Here is a 20,123-nt window from a genome sequence, read left to right as displayed (position 1 = left end):
CCCACACCCCGCATCCCCCTCGGGGACTGTGTCCTCGTCCGCGGGCCGTTTTTGTTAGTTTGTCTATTAGTTCTTGCTTACTTCTTAGTCCCGGGGGGGCGGGCCCGCCCCCCCCCCCCCCACTACTCAAGTCTTACGCAAGGAGTCCGCGTGTCCCTCGGCGGGCGCACGGCAGGCCCCTCAGCGCCCGGTGAAACGCCGGGCCTCCTCCAGGTGGGCGGTCAGCCGGACCTGGATCCGCGCCGTCGCCGCGTCCAGCGCCGCGCGGGTCCGGCGGCCGTCCGCCGCCGCCGCGAACGCGTCCCCGAACACGACGTCGACCCGGCTGCGCAACGGCGGCAGCGCCGGTATCAGCCGACCGCGTCGCTCGGCGCTGCCCAGGACGGCCACGGGCACGATCGGTGCCCCGCTGCGCACCGCGAAGTACGCGAGCCCGGCGCGCAGGGCGGCGAAGTCGCCCTCGCCCCTGGTGCCCTCGGGGAATATCCCGAGGGCACCGCCGTTCTCCAGCACCCCGAGGGCGTGGGAGATGGCGGTGCGGTCGGCGGTCGTGCGGTCCACCTTCAGCTGACCGATTCCGCGCAGGAACGGGTCGAGCGGACCGACGAACGCCTCCTTCTTGATCAGGAAGTGGACGGGCCGGGGCGCGGTGCCCATCAGCATCGGCCCGTCGATGTTGTGGGAGTGGTTCACCGCGAGTATGACCGGTCCGGTGGCCGGCACCCGCCACGCGCCGAGGACGCGGGGCTTCCACAGCCCGTACATCAGGCCGATGCCGATTCCGCGTCCGACCGACGCGCCGCGCGGTGAGGGTGCGGCCGTGGTGGCTCGGGTCACTTCGCGGTCCGCTTCTCCTCGACGAGGGTGACGACGCACTCGATGACCTGCTGGAGGGTCAGCTCGGTGGTGTCCACCTCGACGGCGTCGTCCGCCTTGGCCAGCGGCGAGGTCTTGCGGCCGGAGTCCGCCGTGTCGCGCTTGATCAGCGCTTCCTTCGTGGCGGCGAGGTCGGAGCTCTTGATCTCCTTGCTGCGGCGGGCGGCACGCGCCTCCGGCGACGCGGTGAGGAAGATCTTCAGGTCGGCGTCGGGGAGCACCGTGGTGCCGATGTCGCGGCCCTCGACCACTATCCCCCGGTCGGCCGCGGCGGCGATGGTGCGCTGCAGCTCGGTGATCCGGGTGCGCACCTCGGGGACGGCGCTGACGGCGCTGACCCTGGCGGTGACCTCCTGGGTGCGGATCGGGCCCGAGGCGTCCGCGCCGTCGACGGTGATCGTCGGGGCGGCCGGGTCCGTGCCGGAGACGATGACCGGCTTGGCGGCTGCGGTCGCCACCTGGGCGGCGTCCTCGACGTCGACGCCGTTGCTCAGCATCCACCAGGTGATCGCCCGGTACTGGGCGCCGGTGTCCAGGTAGCTCAGGCCGAGCTGGGCGGCGACGGCCTTGGACGTGCTCGACTTGCCGGTGCCGGAGGGTCCGTCGATGGCGACGATCACTGCGGCCGGGGCCGTCCGGGCGGCGGCGCTTGCGGTTTCCACGGCGGTGGACACCTTCCTGGTACACGGGGTGGGCGGACGGGGGCGCGCGCGAACCCGCCCCGCACAAGGTTACCGAGTGTCGAGGCGGTCCTCCGCACCCCTGTGGGCGGCAGCCCCCGGGCCGCCGCCCGTACCCGCCGCCGGGAGCCGTCGCTCCCGGGTCCACCGGTCGTCCGGGGACGGCGCCGCGCGGGAACGGTCCCTGCTCAGGGGGCCTACTGCCGTATGGCCCAGCCGCGCTCGCGCAGGGCCGCGCTCAGTCCGGCGGCGGCGCTCGGCTCGACCATCAGCTGGACCAGACCCGCCTGCTGCCCGGTGGCGTGCTCGATGCGCACGTCCTCCACGTTGACCCCGGCCCCTTCCGCGTCGGCGAAGATCCGGGCCAGCTCGCCCGGCCGGTCGCTGATGAGCACGGACACCATCTCGTACGAGGCGGGTGCCGCCCCATGCTTGCCGGGCACCCGGACCCGGCCCGCGTTGCCGCGGCGCAGGACGTCCTCGATGCCCTCGGTGCCCTCGCGGCGCCGGTCCTCGTCGGCGGACTGCAGCGCGCGCAGCGCCCGTACCGTCTCGTCGAGATCGGCGGCGACCCCGGCCAGCACGTCGGCGACCGGCCCGGGATTCGCGGAGAGGATCTCCACCCACATCCGGGGGTCGGACGCGGCGATCCGGGTGACGTCCCGGATGCCCTGGCCGCAGAGGCGTACGGCGGTCTCGTCGGCCTCCTCCAGGCGGGCGGCGACCATCGACGAGATCAGCTGCGGAGTGTGGGAGACCAGGGCGACGGCCCGGTCATGGGCGTCGGCGTCCATGACGACCGGGACGGCGCGGCACAGCGCGACCAGTTCCAGGGCGAGGTTGAGGACCTCGGTGTCGGTGTCGCGGGTCGGAGTGAGGACCCAGGGCCGCCCCTCGAAGAGATCGGCGGTGGCGGCGAGGGGGCCGGAGCGTTCCTTGCCCGCCATCGGGTGCGTACCGATGTACGGGGCGAGGTCGACGCCGAGGGCCTCCAGCTCGCGGCGCGGACCTCCCTTGACGCTGGCCACGTCGAGGTATCCGCGGGCGACGCCGTCCCGCACGGCACCGGCCAGCACCTCGGCCACATGGGCGGGCGGCACGGCGACGACCGCGAGGTCGACACGGCCCTCGGGCGGCTCGTCCGTACCGGCGCCGAGCGCCGCCGCGGTGCGGGCCGACTCGGGGTCGTGGTCGACGAGGTGGACCTGGATGCCGCGCCCGGCCAGGGCGAGGGCTGCGGAGGTGCCGACGAGGCCCGTTCCGATGACGAGGGCGGTTCTCACTGGGCGATGTCCTTGCGGAGGGCTGCGGTGGCACCGAGGTACACATGCGTGATCTCGGACTTGGGAAGGTAGGTCTCGATGTGCGCGAGGATCCGCACCACGCGGGGCATGGCTCCCGCGACGTCCAGCTCCTGTGCGCAGATCAGTGGCACGTCGACGATACCGAGACCGCGCACCGCGGCGGCCGGGAAGTCGCTGTGCAGGTCGGGGGTGGCGGTGAACCAGATGCTGATCAGGTCGTCCGCGACGAGGCTGTTGCGTTCCAGGACGGCGGTGAGCAGGGCGCCGACCCGCTCGGCCATGTGCCCGGCCTCGTCCTGATCCAGCTGGACGGCTCCGCGGACCGCTCGAACCGCCACGTCGTGCTCCTGACTCTCGCGTACGTGATCCTTCCGCGCGACCAGCCTAGCTAGTGCCGCATCCGGCAACGTTCGCCCGGTCGCCGGAGGGGCGCGGCGGTCCGGGGAGCGGAAAACTCCCGGTGCGGCGCGCGGCCGCTCGCGTAGCCTCGCGGCATGATCACCCCCGATCCCGAGACTCTCGTACGCGATCACACGGTCTACTCGTGCGTGATGGGATCGCGCGCCTTCGGGCTCGCCACGGACGGCAGCGACATCGACCGGCGCGGCGTCTTCCTTGCGCCGACCCCGCTGTTCTGGCGGTTCGACAAGCCGCCGACGCATGTCGAGGGGCCCGCGCAGGAGCAGTTCTCCTGGGAGCTGGAACGCTTCTGCGAACTGGCCCTGCGCGCCAACCCCAATGTGCTGGAGTGCCTGCACTCGCCGCTGGTGGAGCGCATCGACGACGTGGGCCGTGAACTCCTCTCCCTGCGCGGGGCGTTCCTGTCGCGGCTGGCCCATCGGACCTTCGTCCGTTACGCCTGGGGGCAGCGCCGGAAGCTGGAGGCGGACGTCCGGCAGTACGGGGCGCCGCGCTGGAAGCACGCCATGCATCTGCTCCGGCTGCTGGTGAGCGGCCGTGACCTGCTGCGCACGGGCGAGCTCACGATCGAGGTGGGCCCGGCCCGGGAGGAACTACTGGCGGTGAAGCGCGGCGAGGTGCCCTGGCCGGAGGTCGAGCGCCGGATGACCCGTCTCGCGGAGGAGAACGACGAGGCCGTACGGACCTCGCCGCTCCCCCCGCACCCGGACCTCGCCCGCGTGGAGGACTTCCTCGTCCGCACGCGCCGGGCGTCCGCGCTGCGGCCCGGCCCGGGGTGACCGCGTGTTCCCGCCCCGTCCCGGAGGGGTGGCGGGTCAGGCCCGCCCGGCGGACGGGGAGGTGGAGGCCCGTCGCGCCGGCCGTGCCCGCACCACGAGGTCGTGCAGGGCGTCGAGTCCACCGGCCGTCTCGGGGAGCCCGGACCCGGCCTGCGCCCGGTCGAGCACCTCGTGCAGCCTCTCGACGTCCCGGGACACCGCCGCGCCGTCCACGTCCTTCGCTCTCCCGTGCTCGGCCTCGGCCTTCGCGGCGATCAGCTCGGGCAGATACGCGGGGGCGCTCCCCTCGCCGAGCAGCGTCGGCAGATGCGCCATGACCTCGCCACTGCGCATCAGATGGATGCCGGTGAGCAGCGCCCGGAACGTGTAGAGCAGGGGCTTCAGTTCGCCGGTCCTCTCATGGAGGCGCCACTGGGTGCGGGCGAAGCCGCGGTAGTGGTGGGCGTGACGGCGGGTGAGCACGGCGGGGGCCAGGTCCACCAGTTCCGCGTGCGGTCCGCTCGTGCGCACCACGAGCGGGGACAGCAACTGCTCCAGCACGTAGCCGTTCGGCTTGAGCATCAGCCGGACGAACTTCCGCAGATCGTGGGTGACGAGGTCCATCTCGACCCCGTCCAGGTCCCACATCCGCGTGCGCGTCTTCTCGGGCGGCCGCAGCCCGAGGAGGTCCTCCGCGGGCAGGAGATGGACCCCCCGGAGGTCCACGTCCGAGTCCCTGGACGGAAACCCGTACAGATGCGCCCCGGAGACCGTGGCGAACAGAAGCGGGTGGCGTTCCCCGGCGAGGACCCGGCCGAAGTCCGTGACCGGCAGCCCGGCTTCCTGGAGTTGCTTCGTATGCATGGATCATGCATCCCAGAGCGCCCCCAGTGCCAGCAGGTCGCTCCGGTACTCGATCCGTTCCGACCATTCCCTGGGCCAGGCGCCCGCACCCAGGTGTGCACCGGCGAACGCGCCGGTGAGGCAGCCGAGGGAGTCCGAGTCGCCGCGGGTGCAGGCGGCGCGGCGCAGCGCGGTGACGGGCTCCTCGGGAAAGAGCAGGAAGCAGTGCAGGGCCGTGGCGAGTGCCTCCTCCGCGACCCAGCCGTCGCCGGTGGTCTCGCAGGGGTCGGTCTCCGGGGACGGGTCGCGCAGGGCGTCCTGGACGCGGGCGAGGGCGTCGAGGCATTCCTCCCACCCGCGCCGGATGTACTGCTCCGGGGAGGAGTCGCCCGCGTAGCGCCAGAGCTCGCCGAGCCAGCGCGTGAGATAGCGACCGCTGTTCTCGTACGCGTAACTGCGCAGCTGCCCGATCAGGCCCGTCGGCTCCGCGCCCTGCGCCAGCAGGTGTACCGCGCGGGCCGTCAGGTCGGACGCGGCGAGGGCGGTCGGGTGGCCGTGGGTGAGGGCCGCCTGCAACTGGGCGGCGCCCGAGCGCTGTTCGTCGCTCAGCCCGGGGGCGAGCCCGACCGGCACGACCCGCATGTTGGCGCCGCAGCCCTTGGATCCGGTCTGGCTGGCCTCCTGCCACAGCCGGTCGCTGTCGAGCAGCCGGCAGGCAGTCATGCAGGTGCGGCCGGGGGCCCGGTTGTTGTCGGGTGAGTGGTACCAGTCGACGAACTCCTCGCGCACCGGGCGGACCAGTCGCAACGGGGTGAGCAGTCCTCGGTCCATGGCGGTGCGCATGCCCCGCGCCAGAGCCAGCGTCATCTGGGTGTCGTCGGTGACGTACGCCGGTTTCGGCAGCGGCATCCGCCGCCAGGGACCGCACTTGGCGAGGATCGACGGCACGTTGTTGAACTCGGTCGGGAAGCCCAGTGCGTCGCCGAGCGCGAGCCCGGTCAGTGCGCCGGTGGCGGCCTGCTTGGTGGTGGTCCTGGTCACGATCACGTGGTTCTTCCTTCCGGTGTCGCAAGCGGTCGTCCGGTTGCCCGCAGTGGCCTTCCGGGTCAGGAGCGGCCTTCCGGCCTCAGGAGCGGTGGGTGCAGGGCGGTGGCGGCGCCCGCCCGGTAGAGCGCGGCGGGCTTGCCGCGTCCGCCGGTGCGGCGCGGCGGTCCTTCCACGGCCTGGACGAAGCCGGGCGCGGTGAGGACCTTGCGCCGGAAGTTGGGCCGGTCCAGCGTGACGCCCCAGACCGTCTCGTAGACCTGCTGGAGTTCCCCCAGGGTGAATTCGGGCGGGCAGAACGCGGTGGCCAGGCAGGTGTATTCGAGCTTGGCACCGATCCGGTCGTACGCGTCGGCGAGGATCCGGTCGTGGTCGAAGGCGAGCGGACCGGTGGCCCGGGCGTCCCACCAGCGGGCGCTGGCCGCGTCGCCGCCGCCACGCGGTTCGGGCAGGTCCGGGACGAGCGCGGCGTAGGCGACGGAGACCACCCGCATCCTCGGGTCGCGGTCCGGGTCGCTGTAGGTGCGCAGCTGTTCCAGGTGGAGCGCGGAGGCCGTACCGGGTGTCAGCCCGGTCTCCTCGGCGAGTTCCCGGCGGGCGGCGTCCCCGGCGGACTCGCGGGGCCGGACGAAACCGCCGGGCAGGGCCCAGCAGCCCTTGTACGGGTCCTCGCCCCGCTCCACGAGCAGGACGTCGAGCCGGGTGGCGCGGACCGTGAAGACGGCGAGGTCGACGGTGACCGCGAACGGTTCGAAGGCGTACGGGTCGTAGCCCGCGGGGACACCGGTGCTCATCGGCGCTCCGGGAGGGGTGCGGCGAAGTCCCACCCGGCTGCGAGCAGGGCGTCGACGGCGGCGACCGCGGTGGCCAGGCGTTCCGGGTGGGGCCCGGTGAGTTCGACGAACCGCCTTCCGGTGCGGGTGAGTTCGGCCCGGAAGCGGTCGGTCATCCAGGGCCGCAGTTCCTCGCCGTCGCGCAGTCCGTCGTCCTCGAACGCGACGCCCTCGTGGTCGGTGAGCAGCCACAGGTGGTGGGGGATCCGGTCGGCGATCTCCTCGACGAGGGGGTTGCGTCCGCCGACGTAGCGTTCGTGCCAGACGGTGGTGGCGAAGGAGTCGGTGTCGCAGAAGAGCACCGGCGACCCGGCACGCGCGGCCGTCTCCTCCGCGTCGTTCTGCGCCTCGGCGATCAGCGGGAAGTCGTCGGTGCCGAAGGTGACGTCCTCCCACTGGGCGTCGGGCCACCGGGAGCGCAGCGCGGCCAGCTTCCGTTCGCTGAACTCCCGTCCGTACTCGGCGACGTACCCGGTGTGGGCCCAGACACCGCCGCGCCGCCGGTAGTGGTCGGTGAGCGCGCGGGCCATCGTCGTGGTGCCGGTGGATTCCGCGCCGAGGACGACGACCCGGCGGGTGAGCGCGGCCCGTACGGGCGGTTCGAGGAAGTCCCAGCAGCCGACCGGATCCTCGCGGACGGCGGTGCCCGAGACCGGGAAGGCCGTGCGGTCGGGGTCGACGCAGACGGACGCGGCACCGAATCGGCGGGCCAGCTCTTCCCCGTACGACTCCGAGGTGAAGACGGCGTCCACCGGCTCGGGCACCGCCCGTGTGAAGACGGCCATGTGCGCGTCCCAGACCGCGGGGTCCTGGAGATCCATGGGGATGTCGTCGACGGCGCCCACGACCCGTACGTCCGGGTGCGTCTCGCGCATCCAGGCCACCCGGTCGGCGAGCGGTGCGGATTCGACGGAGGCGGCGCAGACCAGGACGGTCAGGCGCTCGCACCGGTCCCGCGCGGTGCGGACGAGATGGTGGTGGCCGGCGTGCGGCGGATAGAACTTGCCGAGGACGAGCCCGTGCCCGAAGCGCTTCACGCCCTCACCTCCACGGGCCGCTGCCGCTGCTGCCGCGCGGCGAGATCGCGCCGCCAGTTGCGCAGGCCGGTCAGGCACAGCGCCAGGAAGCCGAGGTACAGCAGGGAGGTGAGGTAGAGCTCCTTGTGCGCGTAGAGCGGGATGTACACCACGTCGGCGGCGATCCAGAGCCACCACGACTCGACGAGCTTGCGGCACTGCCCGTACGTGGCCGTCAGGGACAGCGCGGTCGTCAGGGCGTCCCAGAAGGGCACGGTGGAGTCGGTGGCGCGGTCCAGGAGGACGGTCAGGGCGAGGGTCCCCACTGCCCCCGCCGCGAGCAGCAGGCCCCATTCGGTGCGCGTGGTGCGGCGCACCGGCAGGTCGGGCGCGCCTGGTCCGCCCCCGTGGGTCCAGGTCCACCAGCCGTACGCGGCGAGGGCGATGAAGACGATCTGGAGGCCGGCGTCGGCGTACAGACCGGACTGGGCGAACAGCACGATGAAGAAGAAGTTGTTGGCAATGCCGATCGGCCAGTTGGCGATGTGCTGGCGGGCCACGAGCCAGACGCACAGCGCCCCGCTGCCGAAACCGAGCACCTCGGTCCAGGCGACCGGGGTGCCGAGGACCGTCACCAGGGGTTGCTGCAGGGGATCGAGGACATCCGCGAGACTCACTCCCGCCTCCTTAATAGTCACCCTGACTATAAACCGGAGAGCGGTGCGACGAAAGGCCCGCGGCCGGTTCCTGTCCGAATGGGGCACAGGAACCGGCCGCGGGCCGTGGAACGGGCGGAGCCGGGGCGCCGCGAACGGGGCGGGACTACAGACCGACCTCACGCATCAGCATGCCCACCTCGGTGTTGGTGAGGCGGCGCAGCCAGCCGGACTTCTGATCGCCCAGCGGGATCGGCCCGAACGACGTCCGGACGAGCCGTTCGACGGGGAAGCCGGCTTCGGCCAGCATCCGGCGGACGATGTGCTTGCGGCCCTCGTGGAGGGTCACCTCGACCAGGTAGTTCTTGCCGGTGTTCTCGACGACCCGGAAGTGGTCGGCGCGGGCGTACCCGTCCTCCAGCGGGATGCCGTCCTTGAGCCGCTTGCCCAGGTCGCGCGGGAGCGGGCCCTGGATGGCGGCCAGGTAGGTCTTCTTCACCCCGTACTTGGGATGGGTCAGACGGTGCGCCAGCTCACCGTGGTTGGTGAGCAGGAGGATGCCCTCGGTCTCGGTGTCGAGCCGGCCCACGTGGAACAGCCGCGTCTCGCGGTTGGTGACGTAGTCGCCGAGGCATTGGCGGCCTTCCGGGTCCTCCATGGAGGAGACGACACCGGCGGGCTTGTTGAGCGCGAAGAAGAGGTACGACTGGGCGGCGACGGTCAGCCCGTCGACCTTGATCTCGTCCTTGTGCACGTCGACGCGCCGGCCCTGCTCCAGGACGATCTCGCCGTTGACCTCGACACGGGCCTGCTCGATCAGTTCCTCACAGGCGCGGCGCGAACCCAGCCCGGCCCGGGCGAGGACCTTCTGCAGCCGCTCGCCCTCCTGCTCGGCGCCCGGGAAGGTCTTGGGCGTCCTGATCTCGGGCCTGCCCGCGTACCGGTCCCGGTTGCGCTGCTCGATCTTGGCGTCGAGCTCGCGCGGACGGGACGGGGCGCCCTGCCCGCGTCGGCCGCCGCTCCGGCCGTCTCGGGCCTGCGGGGGCTTCGGGCCGCCCTTGGCACCGCCGCGGGCCGCCGCGCCGCGGCCCTTGCGGGGACCGTCGCCGTCCTGCCCGCCCGGAGTGCCCACGTCGTAGCGGCGCTCCTCCGGCCGGGGCCTGCGGGGACGCTGCTCCTGCCGGCCGTCGCGACCACCGGCACCGGCGCCCCGGGGATTCCGGTCGCCGCCGCTCCGGCCGCCGCCGCTTGCGCTGTTCCTGCCACTGCTTCGCATCAAAATTCCGTCTTGTCGTCTGCGTGGGTATCGAGGGTGTCCGGTGCGTCCGGATCGAACGACGGCACACCCTCTCGCGTCTCGGCCTCGATCGCGTCCGCCTCGGGGAGGAAGGGCGCGAGCTCCGGGAGCTCGTCCAGGCCGCGCAGGCCCATCCGCTCCAGAAAGTAGTTCGTCGTCCTGTACAGGATCGCACCTGTTTCGGATTCCGTGCCCGCCTCCTCGACGAGCCCCCGCTGGAGCAGGGTCCGCATGACCCCGTCGCAGTTGACGCCGCGGACCGCGGAGACCCGGGACCGGCTGACCGGCTGGCGGTACGCGACCACCGCGAGGGTCTCCAGTGCCGCCTGGGTGAGCCGGGCCTGCTGGCCGTCCAGGACGAAGCCCTCGACGGCCGCCGCGTACTCGGGCCGGGTGTAGAAACGCCAGCCGCCCGCGACCAGCCGCAGCTCGAAGCCCCGGCGCTGGACGGTGTACTCGTCCGCCAGTTCGCGCAGCGCGTCGGCGACTGCCGCGCGGGGCCGCTGAAGCACCCCGGCGAGGTGTTCCTCGGTGGCCGGTTCGTCGACGACCATGAGGACGGCCTCCAGCGCGGGCTTCAGCGCGAGCTCCGCGACGGCGGGGCCGGTGGTGTCCTGCTGCGTCATGCCTTCCCATCCTCCTGGACGTCCTGCGCCCTGGTGCCGTTCCCGGCCCCGTCCTGCCGCGCGCCCCGCGCCTCGGCGCTGTTGCCGTTGCCGTTCCCGGTGTCCCGCGCCCCGGTGTTGCTCCCGGCGTCGAACTCGTCCGTGACGACGGGGCCGGCCCCCTCTCCCCCGGCCCAGCGCACCAGGAGCTCCCCGAGGGCCTCGTCCTGGTCGAGCACGACGGCCTTCTCCCGGTACAGCTCCAGCAGGGCGAGGAAGCGGGCGACGACGGTGAGGGTGTCCGGGGCGTCCTCGGCGAGCTCCCGGAAGCCGATCTCCCCCGCCTCGCGCAGCCGCGCCACCACCACCTCGGCCTGTTCCCGCACGCTGACCAGCGGTGCGTGGATGTGGTCGACGTACACCTGCGGCGCGGGCCTCGGCCGCATCGCCTTCACGGCGAGCCGGGCGAAGCCCTCGGCCCCGATGCTGATGACGACCTCGGGAAGCAGCTCGGCGTGGTGCTGCTCCAGTCCCACGGTGCGCGGGAAGCGCCGCCCCTCCGACACCAGCCGGCCGTCGAAGATCTCCGCGACGCGTTTGTACGCGCGGTACTGGAGCAGCCGGGCAAAAAGCAGGTCCCGCGCTTCGAGCAGTGCCAGATCGGCCTCGTCCTCCACCTCGGCGGCGGGCAGCAGCCGGGCGGCCTTGAGGTCCAGAAGGGTCGCGGCGACGACGAGGAACTCGGTGGTCTGGTCCAGGTCCCAGTCCGGGCCCCTCGCGTGGATGTACGTCATGAACTCGTCGGTGACCTTGGACAGCGCGACTTCGGTCACATCCAGCTTGTGCTTGGAGATGAGCTGGAGGAGCAGGTCGAACGGCCCCTCGAAGTTCGCCAGCCGTACGGTGAACCTGCCGTCGTCCGTCCGCCCGTCGTCCGTCCGCCCGCCGTCCGACCGTCCGCCGTCGGCCTGCCCGTCAGCAGCCTTCCGCTCTGCGGACCGCCCGCCGCCGTCGTGCCAGGGCCGACCGGCCGGGACATCGGCATCCACGGCGCACCCGGCCCCGGCCGCACCGGGTCCGGCCGGGACGGACCCGGTCGCGGCGTCCTCCGCCGCCCCGGGTACCGCAGGGGCCGCCGGAGCCGCCCCGTCCCCGGGCGCCGCCACCGGCTCGGGCCCGGATCTCGTGTGTTCCCTCTCCCCCGGCTCCGGCACGGCCCTGCCGCCCGGGCCGCGGCCCAGGGGGCGGCGGGGGGTGCGGGCGGGCTCGTCGGTCGTCGGCATGAGGGTCCTGGGGCAAGGGGGACACGGGCGGCGGGCGGTGGCCCGTACGGAGGGGGCCGGCCGGCCCGCGGGCGGTACCCCGGGCGGGCGGCCGAACGGCCGCGTCGGCACTCCGGGCAGGCTACCGGCGACCCGGTCAGCGCCCGCGCAGCCGCCGTACGAGGATGCTCGCGTCGCCCCGCGACTCCAGGTCGGCGAGCACCACCGCGACCGCCTCGCGGACGATCCGCCCCCGGTCGACCGCGAGCCCGTGCTCGCCGCGCAGCACGAGACGGGCGTGTTCGAGGTCCATCAGTTCCTCGGCCGAGACGTAGACCGTGATCTTCTCGTCGTGGCGCTCGCGGCCGCTGGGCCGCCGGTTCGCCCCGCGCCCGCTGCCGCGCCTGCGCTGCTGCTGCACGGCGGGGACGGACACCGCCTCCCGGTCCGGGGACGACGTCGGCCGGGACCTGCGCACCGGCTGCCCGGCCGCCGTCCCCCGGTCGCCGTCGTCTCCCCGGCCGCGCGACTGCGCCGCGTCGGCGTCCGCCGCCGTGTGCTCCTGCCGGCCGTCGGCCGCCTCGGCCGCGCCCGCCCCGGGCCCGGGATCGTTCTCACCGGCGGGACCCGGCACCCGGGCCTCGCCGTTCGCCTTGCGCCGCCGGTCGACCGGGGACGAGGACTGGAGGCCCATGCCCCCGGTGGTACGGAACAGTTCGTCGGCTCCGGGCAGACTCACTCGGCGTGACACCGGGCGAGCACCTCCCTGGCGAGCTGGCGATAGGCGGCGGCACCGACCGAATTGGAGGCGTACGTCGTGATGGGCTCACCGGCGACCGTGGTCTCGGGGAAGCGCACGGTGCGCCCGATGACCGTGTGGTAGACGTGGTCGTCGAACGCCTCGACGACGCGCGCGAGGACCTCGCGGCTGTGCACGGTGCGGGAGTCGTACATGGTCGCGAGGATGCCGTCGAGCTCCAGCTCGGGGTTGAGCCGCTCCTGGACCTTCTCGATGGTCTCGGTGAGCAGCGCCACCCCTCGCAGCGCGAAGAACTCGCACTCCAGCGGCACTATGACCTTGTGCGCGGCCGTCAGGGCGTTCACCGTGAGCAGGCCGAGCGAGGGCTGACAGTCGATCACGATGTAGTCGTAGTCGGCCATCAGCGGCTTCAGGGCGCGCTGCAGCGTGGACTCCCGGGCGACCTCGCTGACCAGCTGCACCTCCGCGGCCGACAGGTCGATGTTGCTCGGCAGCAGGTCCATGTTCGGGACAGCCGTCTTCAGCAGGACGTCGTCGGCCGACATGCCCCGCTCCATGAGCAGGTTGTAGACCGTGAGGTCGAGCTCCATCGGGTTGACGCCGAGTCCGACCGACAGGGCGCCCTGGGGGTCGAAGTCGACGAGCAGGACCCGGCGTCCGTACTCCGCCAGCGCGGCACCCAGGTTGATGGTCGACGTGGTCTTGCCGACGCCGCCCTTCTGGTTGCACATCGCGATGATCTTCGCGGGGCCGTGGTCGGTCAGCGGACCCGGGATCGGGAAGTAGGGCAGGGGCCGACCGGTCGGGCCGATCCGCTCGCGGCGCTGGCGGGCGGCGTCGGGCGCGAGGGTGGCCGCGTACTCCGGATCGGGCTCGTACTCGGCATCGGGGTCGTAGAAGTGCCCCTGGGGCACCTCGTCGAAGTCGGCGAAGCGGGCGGTCTCTCGGCCACTCTCGTTGCCGGCCATGGCGTTCACGTGTAGGCCGTCCATCATCTGGGGGGCTGTCGTCATGTGCTGATTGGTGGCGAAGGTGCGGACAGCGACGGAGCCGACAGCCTCCGGCCCGTGCGGGCCCCGGCCCCGTGCGGGCATCCCTGGACGAACACCCCCGGGAGTAAATGTCGACTCATTCACAAGTCGTCTTACCTCCTTGGAAGTGACCAGGAAACTTATCGATAGGTCAGCGTGGCACCATGCCGACGATTGGCGACTCTATGGCGTGTCACCGCTTCGCAGCAACACAATCCACCGGACGCGGCCGGTTGTGTCGACAATCGAACACCTCGCTGTCAAGGGTGCGCGGGCATCGAGACGCACCTTTATCTGGGGCACGAATCGGTCGAAGGGCCGCGTTCGAGACGAGTTGAACGGCGACCGGCCGGGTCCGGGCACGCGTCGGGCCGGACCCTGCTCGGCAAGGTCCGGCCCGACGTATGAGGTTGACGGGAGGCGGGGAGGCACCCCTCCCCCGCCGCTTGGGCTGCGGGGAACGTCAGCCGAGGAGCGTGCTGATCTCGACGTGCTCCAGGCCGTGCGCCTCGGCGACCTGGCGGTAGACGACCTTGCCGTCATGGGTGTTGAGACCCTTGGCGAGGGCGGGGTCACGGCGCAGCGCCTCGACCCAGCCGCGGTTGGCGAGCTCCACGATGTACGGCAGCGTGGCGTTGGTGAGCGCGTAGGTGGAGGTGTTCGGCACCGCGCCCGGCATGTTCGCGACGCAGTAGAAGACCGACTCGTGGACCTTGAAGGTCGGCTCGGCGTGCGTCGTCGGGTGGGAGTCCTCGAAGCATCCGCCCTGGTCGATCGCAATGTCGACAAGTACGCTTCCGGGCTTCATCTTGGCGACGAGCTCGTTGGTGACCAGCTTCGGGGCCTTGGCGCCCGGGATGAGCACGGCGCCGATGACGAGGTCGGCCTCGACGACGGCCTTCTCCAGCTCGAAGGCGTTGGACACGACGGTCTGCACCTTGGTGCCGAAGATCTTGTCGGCCTCGCGCAGCTTGTTGATGTCCTTGTCGAGCAGCGTGACGTGGAAGCCCAGCCCGACGGCGATCTGCGTGGCGTTCCAGCCGGAGACGCCGCCGCCGATGACGACGGCCTTGCCGGCCGCCGTGCCCGGGACACCGGCCGGCAGCACGCCGCGGCCGCCGACCGAGCGCATCAGGTGGTAGGCGCCCACCTGCGGGGCCAGCCGGCCCGCGACCTCGGACATGGGGGCGAGCAGCGGCAGGGCACGGCTCGCGGTCTCGACGGTCTCGTACGCTATGGCAGTCGTGCCCGACTCCAGGAGCGCGTCCGTGCACTCGCGGGAGGCGGCGAGGTGCAGGTAGGTGAAGAGCGTCTGGTCCTTGCGGAGGCGGTGGTACTCCTCCGCGACCGGCTCCTTGACCTTGAGCAGCAGGTCCGCGGCGGCCCAGACCTCGTCCGCGGTGGGGAGGATCTGCGCCCCGGCGGCGATGTACTCCTCGTCCGTGATGGAGGAGCCGGCGCCCGCGTTCTGCTCGACGAGGACCTGGTGGCCGTTACGGACGAGCTCGTGCACGCCGGCGGGCGTGATCGCCACGCGGAACTCGTTGTTCTTGACTTCGCGGGGGATGCCGACCTTCACGTCGATCACGGTCCTTGACTCAGAGGGTTACCCGGACATGGCTACACATACCCGGATAGACACTGCGTAAATGGAGACACCGCGAACACACGCGGTACAGCCAGTCTAATGAAGGATTTCATACTGTCTAGCCTTACAAAGCACTAATTTTCAGTCACCACACTACGGATTTCGTAGGCCGCACTCCCGCCTCGCAGCAGACTGTCAGCCAGGCCCCGGTGCAACCGGGCCGCGGCCGGGTCGCCGAGCCGGTCGAACGTGTCGGCCAGCCGCAGTTGCAACGCCGCCTGGAGCCGTACGTCTCCGGCCCGCCCGGCCCAGTGCACCGCCTCCTGGCAGGTCTGCAGCGATTCACGTGGCCGTCCCGCGTACTCCTGCACCCGGGCCACCTCGCTCAGCGCCCGCGCCTGGCCCGGTACGTCGCCGAGCCTGCGGTATCCGGCCGCGGCGGCCCGCCAGTTCCGCAGGGCCTCGTCGTAGTGCCCGGCGCGGGTGTGGACGGCGCCCAGCCGCCCGTACAACCTCGCCTCGTCGGCCTGCTCGCCCCGGGTGAGGCGCTGGGCCAGGGCCCGCCCGTACCAGTCGGCGGCCCGCTGGTAGTCCCCCAGCTCGGCGTAGGCACCGCCCACGGATTCCATCGCGCGGCCGGTGGCGTACGGATCCTTCGCGGCCCGTCCGGCGTCCAGCGCGGCCCGGTAGCGGGCCAGCGCGTCCCGGGTGCGGCCGGTCCCCGCGTCGAGGTCGGCGAGGTTGAGCAGCGCCGCGGCCCGCTCCCGCGGCAGGTCGCGCCGCTCGGCGACGGCCAGGACCAGGCCGTGCAGTCCGTACAGGTCGGGGGCGGCGGCCTCGGTGCCCTCGTGCACGGCCAGCGCCCGCACCAGCGCCGACACCAACCGCCTTGCCAGCGTGTCGAGTCCGCCGTCCGCCACGGCGAGCCGGGCCGATGCCAGCAGGGCCGGCCGACGGCTCCGCAGCCAGTCGCCGGCCGCTTCGGGACCGGGGAAGCGCAGGGACCGCGGCAGCGCGGCGAGCCCGCGACGGGCCGGGGAGTCCTCGGGCTCGGTGGCCATCCGGCAGGACTGCAGCAGCCGTACGGTCCGCTCCAGCATCCGGGCCCTGGCGAGCTGGACCTCCGCGGGCCGGTCCCTGCCCTCCAGCAGCGTCCACAGCAACGGCACGAGGCAGCCGGGCACCTCGTACTGCGACCGGGCCACCCCGTCGGCGCGCAGCAGTCCCAGGTCCACGAAGCCGTCGAGCATCGTCCGGGCGGTGTGGACGGAGCAGCCCGCCAGCGCGGAGGCGGTGTGCACGTCGACCGTCCCGCCGGGAGCGAGGACGAGCAGGCGCAGCGCCCGGGCGGCGGCGGGCGGCAGGGAGTCGTGGACCAGCCGCAGGACGCGGGCCAGGGGGCGGGCGCCGATCGGCTGCTCGGAACCGTCCGGCTGCTCGCGGAGCCGTCGGGTGAGGTCGGAGACCGAGGCCATGGGGTGGGCCGCGAGCCAGCCGCCCGCCATCATCAGGGCGGCCGGCAGTCCGCCGCACTCCTCGGTGAGGGACTCCGCGGTGCGCGGGTCGACGGTGATCCTCACCTGGCCGATGAGGCCGGCGAGGAGACGGACGGCGGAGGCCGCGTCCAGACCGCCGAGCGTGCAGGGACGGACGTCCGGGATGCCGGTCAGCGGGCCTTCGGAGGTGGCGACGACGAGGCAGTCGGAGTCGTCGGGCAGCAGCGGGTCGACGTGCTCGGCGTCCGCGGCGTCGTCGAGGAGCAGCAGGGCGCGGCGTCCGGCGAGCGCCTCGCGGACCATCCGGGAGAGTTCGTCCCCGTCGGCGCCGGGCGGGCCCGTCACACCCATCTGGTCGAGCAGTTCCCGGGCGGTGCGCTCGGTGGGGACGCGGGCGCCGCCGGGCTCGGTGAGCCGGGCCCGGAACGGGCCGTCGCGGCGGTCGTCGGCGGCGAGCAGCCGACGGACGAGTTCCCCGGCGAGCGCGGTGCGTCCGGAGCCGGGGCGTCCGGCGATCAGCAGGACCCGGGCCCGGGCGGGCTTGCGGCCGGCCAGGGTGTCCAGTCCGACATCCTCGACGTCGGCGTGCAGCTGCTTCAACTCACGGTCGCGGCCCAAGAATTGGGGTGATCTGGCGTCGGACGTCCTCTCGCTCCCCGCCGTCTCGGCCGGGCTGCCGGTGTCCACCGCCTGATCCGTCACGGGCCACGCTCCACTTCCGCCGCACGCGTCGCCCGCCGTGGTCCGGTCAGGGCCTTTCGAGCGTAGTTCAGACGTGTGGACGATCGGCGTGGAGCGTGGCGTGGAGGTCCCCCGTTCGGATCATCGCCTTGTCCGATCAGAGGGTCCGATCCGCCTGTACCACCGGGTCCGCCCTGGGCCGCCGGGCCGTCAGCTCTCGAACGGGCGGGCCGGCCACGGTGCCCCGGCCGGGCGCAGCGAGTCGATCCCGTCGCCCGCGCGCACCGCCGCGAGCGAAAGGACGCCCACGACCAGGCAGTTGTTGTGCAGGTCCCCGGCGAGCACGCCCCGTACCAGCTCCTGCAGCGGCACCCGCGCCACCTCCATGTCGGCCTCCTCCTCGGAGACCTCGAAGCGCTCCCCGTCCGCTTCGGAGAGACCGCGGGCGAGGAAGATCCGTACGGCCTCGTCGCAGCCGCCCGGCGTGGTGTAGACGTCGGTCAGCACCCGCCAGTCCTCGGCCTTGGCGTGCGCCTCCTCGTAGAGCTCGCGCTGCGCGGCGTGCAGCGGGTTCTCGCCGGGGACGTCGAGCAGTCCGGCCGGGATCTCCCAGAGCTTCTGGCGCACCGGGTGGCGGTACTGCCGCAGCACGAGGACCCGGTCCTCGTCGTCGAGGGCGAGCACGGCGACCGAGCCGGGGTGGACCTGGTAGTCACGGCGTACGACCGTGCCGTCGGGCATCACCACGTCGTCGGTGCGGACACTGGTCTTGTTGCCGGTGAAGGGCGTCTCGGTCGCGGTGACCTGCCATTCCTCGGGCGTGTCCTGGATACCCATCTACGTCCTTCCACAGAAAACGAAAATCCGGGGTACGCGTCCTGGTCGGACCCGTACCCCGGTCAACGTTAATGCCTGCGTACCGCCGGACTACTTGCCGGACGTGGCGCGCTTCGCGCCGTCGGCCGTCGCGCCCGCCCTGCGCGCGACGGCCGCCTTCACCAGGCCGGCGAAGAGCGGGTGCGGGCGGGTCGGACGGGAGCGCAGCTCCGGGTGCGCCTGGGTGGCGACCAGGTAGGGGTGGACCTCGCGCGGGTACTCGACATACTCGACGAGCTTGTTGTCCGGGGAGGTGCCGGAGAAGACCAGTCCGGCCTTCTTCTCCAGTTCGGCGCGGTAGGCGTTGTTGACCTCGTAGCGGTGGCGGTGACGCTCCTCCACGTACGGCTCGCCGTCGTACGCCTCGCGGACCAGCGAGCCCTCGGCGAGCTTCGCCGGGTACAGACCGAGCCGCATGGTGCCGCCCAGGTCGCCGGCGCCCTCGACGTAGGCGAGCTGCTCCTCCATCGTCGAGATGACGGGGTGCGCGGTGGCCGGGTCGAACTCGGTGGAGTTGGCGTCGGGGATCTCGGCGAGGTTGCGCGCCGCCTCGATCACGACGCACTGGAGGCCGAGGCAGAGGCCGAGCAGCGGCACCTTGTGCTCGCGGGCGTACTGGATGGCACCGATCTTGCCGGTGACGCCGCGGTCGCCGAAGCCGCCGGGGACGCAGATCGCGTCGACGTCGGACAGCTGCTTCGCGGCACCGGCCGGGGTCTTGCAGTCGTCGGAGGCGACCCACTTGACCTTGACCCGGGCCTTGTTGGCGAAACCTCCGGCCCGGATGGCCTCGGTGACCGAGAGGTAGGCGTCGGGCAGGTCGATGTACTTGCCGACGAGCGCGACGGTGACCTCGTGGTCGGGGTTGTGGACACGGTCCAGCAGGTCGTCCCAGGTGGTCCAGTCGACGTCGCGGAACGGCAGGTCGAGCTTGCGCACGACGTAGGCGTCCAGGCCCTCGGTGTGCAGCACCTTCGGGATGTCGTAGATCGACTTGGCGTCCACGCAGGCCACCACGGCGGCCTCGTCGACGTCGCACATCAGCGAGATCTTGCGCTTGATGGCGGTCGGCACGTCGCGGTCGGCGCGCAGCACGATGGCGTCGGGCTGGATGCCGATGTTGCGCAGCGCGGCGACGGAGTGCTGGGTGGGCTTGGTCTTGAGCTCGCCGGACGGGCCGATGTAGGGCAGCAGCGAGATGTGCACGACGAAGACGTTGTCCCGGCCGACCTCGTGGCGGACCTGGCGGACGGTCTCCAGGAACGGCAGCGACTCGATGTCGCCGACCGTGCCGCCGACCTCGGTGATCACGACGTCGACGTCGTCGGTGGCCATACGGCGGATGCGGTGCTTGATCTCATTGGTGATGTGCGGAATGACCTGCACGGTGTCGCCGAGGTACTCGCCGCGCCGCTCCTTGGCGATCACCTGCGAGTAGACCTGGCCGGTGGTGACGTTGGCCGAGCCGTCGAGGTCGACGTCGAGGAAGCGCTCGTAGTGGCCGATGTCCAGGTCGGTCTCGGCGCCGTCGTTGGTGACGAACACCTCACCGTGCTGGAAGGGGTTCATCGTGCCCGGGTCGACGTTCAGGTACGGGTCGAGCTTCTGCATGGTGACCCGGAGTCCGCGCGCCTTGAGCAGGGCGCCGAGGCTGGAGGCAGTCAGACCCTTGCCGAGGGAGGACGCGACACCCCCGGTGACGAAGATGTGCTTGGTCGTCGTGGATGTGGGCTGCATAGCCAAAGGGGGCTCCCGTGGTCGCGGTCTTGAGGGGCGTTCCGGCGCCGCCGTCCGGAGGGGTCCCGGCGCTGCCAGTCGCTGCGGTTCGGGGGCCGCGTCTGCTGTCGCCGACGACCACCGGTCCACGGGCTACCAGGGTATCAGCGACCATGGGGGCCTGCTTCCGGCCACATCCCGCACATGCGCCGCACAAGATCATCGCAAGCCGTTCACGCCACGCCCGATCGGGCGGGCCCGTTGTCAAGACGGTCGCGCGGACCTCCCGGGTGCGTCGTATCCTGCTCGGACACTCGCTGCGGGCGAGGTATCGGGTTCGCAGGTTTCCCCATCTTTCCCCCACCACAACCCCTCGCGGTG

At 72.3% G+C, this 20,123-nt stretch carries 19 protein-coding genes; 1 reads left to right on the top strand and 18 read right to left on the bottom strand.

Annotation, left to right across the window (positions count from 1 at the left end; genetic code table 11):
• Window positions 1-180: 180 nt before the first annotated feature.
• The 4 genes from ACGF2V_RS09290 to aroH all read right to left on the bottom strand — a co-directional run bounded on the left by ACGF2V_RS09290 (window position 181) and on the right by aroH (window position 3,198).
• The gene (locus ACGF2V_RS09290) at window positions 181-876 is read right to left on the bottom strand and encodes a lysophospholipid acyltransferase family protein (protein ID WP_389044658.1); all 696 of its coding nucleotides are present in this window, start codon (window positions 874-876) and stop codon (window positions 181-183) included.
• Entirely contained in the window at window positions 834-1,550 is a 717-nt protein-coding gene (cmk, locus tag ACGF2V_RS09285) for a (d)CMP kinase (protein WP_362627000.1), read from the bottom strand. Before cmk ends, ACGF2V_RS09290 begins: the two co-directional genes overlap by 43 nt.
• A gap of 203 nt (window positions 1,551-1,753) precedes the next feature.
• A complete protein-coding gene (locus tag ACGF2V_RS09280; RefSeq protein WP_362627003.1) occupies window positions 1,754-2,839 on the bottom strand; it encodes a prephenate dehydrogenase in 1,086 nt (361 codons plus the stop codon).
• Complete coding sequence (aroH, locus tag ACGF2V_RS09275; RefSeq protein WP_362627006.1) at window positions 2,836-3,198, bottom strand: chorismate mutase; 363 nt, start codon at window positions 3,196-3,198, stop codon at window positions 2,836-2,838. The genes ACGF2V_RS09280 and aroH overlap by 4 nt, the downstream gene beginning before the upstream one ends.
• Before the next feature lie 156 nt (window positions 3,199-3,354).
• Between aroH and ACGF2V_RS09270 the strand changes: the two genes are divergently transcribed.
• Window positions 3,355-4,059 (top strand): DNA polymerase beta superfamily protein, encoded by a 705-nt coding sequence (locus ACGF2V_RS09270; RefSeq protein WP_362627009.1) that lies wholly within the window; start codon window positions 3,355-3,357, stop codon window positions 4,057-4,059.
• 36 nt (window positions 4,060-4,095) lie between these two features.
• On the opposite strand, the gene ACGF2V_RS09265 is transcribed toward ACGF2V_RS09270, so the two are convergent.
• The 14 genes from ACGF2V_RS09265 to ACGF2V_RS09200 all read right to left on the bottom strand — a co-directional run bounded on the left by ACGF2V_RS09265 (window position 4,096) and on the right by ACGF2V_RS09200 (window position 19,763).
• Window positions 4,096-4,902: a DNA polymerase beta superfamily protein gene (locus ACGF2V_RS09265; RefSeq protein WP_362705141.1), complete on the bottom strand. Its 807-nt coding sequence runs from the start codon at window positions 4,900-4,902 to the stop codon at window positions 4,096-4,098.
• A 3-nt stretch (window positions 4,903-4,905) separates the two neighbouring features.
• Window positions 4,906-5,928, bottom strand: a complete 1,023-nt coding sequence (locus ACGF2V_RS09260) for an ADP-ribosylglycohydrolase family protein (protein WP_362627011.1) — start codon at window positions 5,926-5,928, stop codon at window positions 4,906-4,908.
• 59 nt (window positions 5,929-5,987) lie between these two features.
• Window positions 5,988-6,719 carry an NUDIX domain-containing protein gene (locus ACGF2V_RS09255; RefSeq protein WP_362705145.1) on the bottom strand — a complete coding sequence of 244 codons (732 nt, stop codon included), beginning with the start codon at window positions 6,717-6,719 and terminating at the stop codon, window positions 5,988-5,990.
• Window positions 6,716-7,795 (bottom strand): AAA family ATPase, encoded by a 1,080-nt coding sequence (locus tag ACGF2V_RS09250; protein WP_362705148.1) that lies wholly within the window; start codon window positions 7,793-7,795, stop codon window positions 6,716-6,718. Before ACGF2V_RS09250 ends, ACGF2V_RS09255 begins: the two co-directional genes overlap by 4 nt.
• Entirely contained in the window at window positions 7,792-8,451 is a 660-nt protein-coding gene (pnuC, locus tag ACGF2V_RS09245; protein ID WP_362705151.1) for a nicotinamide riboside transporter PnuC, read from the bottom strand. The genes ACGF2V_RS09250 and pnuC overlap by 4 nt, the downstream gene beginning before the upstream one ends.
• Window positions 8,452-8,596: 145 nt before the next feature.
• Window positions 8,597-9,706, bottom strand: a complete 1,110-nt coding sequence (locus tag ACGF2V_RS09240; RefSeq protein WP_362627022.1) for a pseudouridine synthase — start codon at window positions 9,704-9,706, stop codon at window positions 8,597-8,599.
• A complete protein-coding gene (scpB, locus tag ACGF2V_RS09235; protein ID WP_362627025.1) occupies window positions 9,706-10,353 on the bottom strand; it encodes an SMC-Scp complex subunit ScpB in 648 nt (215 codons plus the stop codon). Before scpB ends, ACGF2V_RS09240 begins: the two co-directional genes overlap by 1 nt.
• Window positions 10,350-11,615: a segregation/condensation protein A gene (locus tag ACGF2V_RS09230; RefSeq protein WP_362705155.1), complete on the bottom strand. Its 1,266-nt coding sequence runs from the start codon at window positions 11,613-11,615 to the stop codon at window positions 10,350-10,352. The genes scpB and ACGF2V_RS09230 overlap by 4 nt, the downstream gene beginning before the upstream one ends.
• A 136-nt stretch (window positions 11,616-11,751) precedes the next feature.
• Window positions 11,752-12,333 (bottom strand): hypothetical protein, encoded by a 582-nt coding sequence (locus tag ACGF2V_RS09225; protein ID WP_362627031.1) that lies wholly within the window; start codon window positions 12,331-12,333, stop codon window positions 11,752-11,754.
• A complete protein-coding gene (locus tag ACGF2V_RS09220) occupies window positions 12,330-13,448 on the bottom strand; it encodes a ParA family protein (RefSeq protein ID WP_351523306.1) in 1,119 nt (372 codons plus the stop codon). The genes ACGF2V_RS09225 and ACGF2V_RS09220 overlap by 4 nt, the downstream gene beginning before the upstream one ends.
• A 400-nt stretch (window positions 13,449-13,848) precedes the next feature.
• Window positions 13,849-14,964: an alanine dehydrogenase gene (gene ald / locus ACGF2V_RS09215; protein ID WP_362705182.1), complete on the bottom strand. Its 1,116-nt coding sequence runs from the start codon at window positions 14,962-14,964 to the stop codon at window positions 13,849-13,851.
• Between the two features lie 143 nt (window positions 14,965-15,107).
• Window positions 15,108-17,171 (bottom strand): tetratricopeptide repeat protein, encoded by a 2,064-nt coding sequence (locus tag ACGF2V_RS09210; RefSeq protein ID WP_362705158.1) that lies wholly within the window; start codon window positions 17,169-17,171, stop codon window positions 15,108-15,110.
• Between the two features lie 189 nt (window positions 17,172-17,360).
• Window positions 17,361-17,987, bottom strand: a complete 627-nt coding sequence (locus ACGF2V_RS09205) for an NUDIX hydrolase (RefSeq protein ID WP_362627038.1) — start codon at window positions 17,985-17,987, stop codon at window positions 17,361-17,363.
• A 90-nt stretch (window positions 17,988-18,077) separates the two neighbouring features.
• The gene (locus ACGF2V_RS09200) at window positions 18,078-19,763 is read right to left on the bottom strand and encodes a CTP synthase (protein WP_362627041.1); all 1,686 of its coding nucleotides are present in this window, start codon (window positions 19,761-19,763) and stop codon (window positions 18,078-18,080) included.
• Between the last annotated feature and the right edge of the window lie 360 nt (window positions 19,764-20,123).

Source organism: Streptomyces sp. NPDC047982 (assembly GCF_043204165.1).
GTDB lineage: Bacteria > Actinomycetota > Actinomycetes > Streptomycetales > Streptomycetaceae > Streptomyces.
This window is presented reverse-complemented; position numbering and strand designations above follow the sequence as displayed.

Excerpts from the sequence above, each read along its gene's own strand:
- ACGF2V_RS09270 (WP_362627009.1), top strand. The coding sequence starts at position 3,355 with ATGATCACCCCCGATCCCGAGACTCTCGTACGCGATCACACGGTCTAC.
- ACGF2V_RS09265 (WP_362705141.1), bottom strand. The coding sequence starts at position 4,902 with ATGCATACGAAGCAACTCCAGGAAGCCGGGCTGCCGGTCACGGACTTC.
- ACGF2V_RS09255 (WP_362705145.1), bottom strand. The coding sequence starts at position 6,719 with ATGAGCACCGGTGTCCCCGCGGGCTACGACCCGTACGCCTTCGAACCG.
- ACGF2V_RS09240 (WP_362627022.1), bottom strand. The coding sequence starts at position 9,706 with ATGCGAAGCAGTGGCAGGAACAGCGCAAGCGGCGGCGGCCGGAGCGGC.
- scpB (WP_362627025.1), bottom strand. The coding sequence starts at position 10,353 with ATGACGCAGCAGGACACCACCGGCCCCGCCGTCGCGGAGCTCGCGCTG.
- ACGF2V_RS09230 (WP_362705155.1), bottom strand. The coding sequence starts at position 11,615 with ATGCCGACGACCGACGAGCCCGCCCGCACCCCCCGCCGCCCCCTGGGC.
- ACGF2V_RS09220 (WP_351523306.1), bottom strand. The coding sequence starts at position 13,448 with ATGCCCGCACGGGGCCGGGGCCCGCACGGGCCGGAGGCTGTCGGCTCC.
- ACGF2V_RS09205 (WP_362627038.1), bottom strand. The coding sequence starts at position 17,987 with ATGGGTATCCAGGACACGCCCGAGGAATGGCAGGTCACCGCGACCGAG.
- ACGF2V_RS09200 (WP_362627041.1), bottom strand. The coding sequence starts at position 19,763 with ATGCAGCCCACATCCACGACGACCAAGCACATCTTCGTCACCGGGGGT.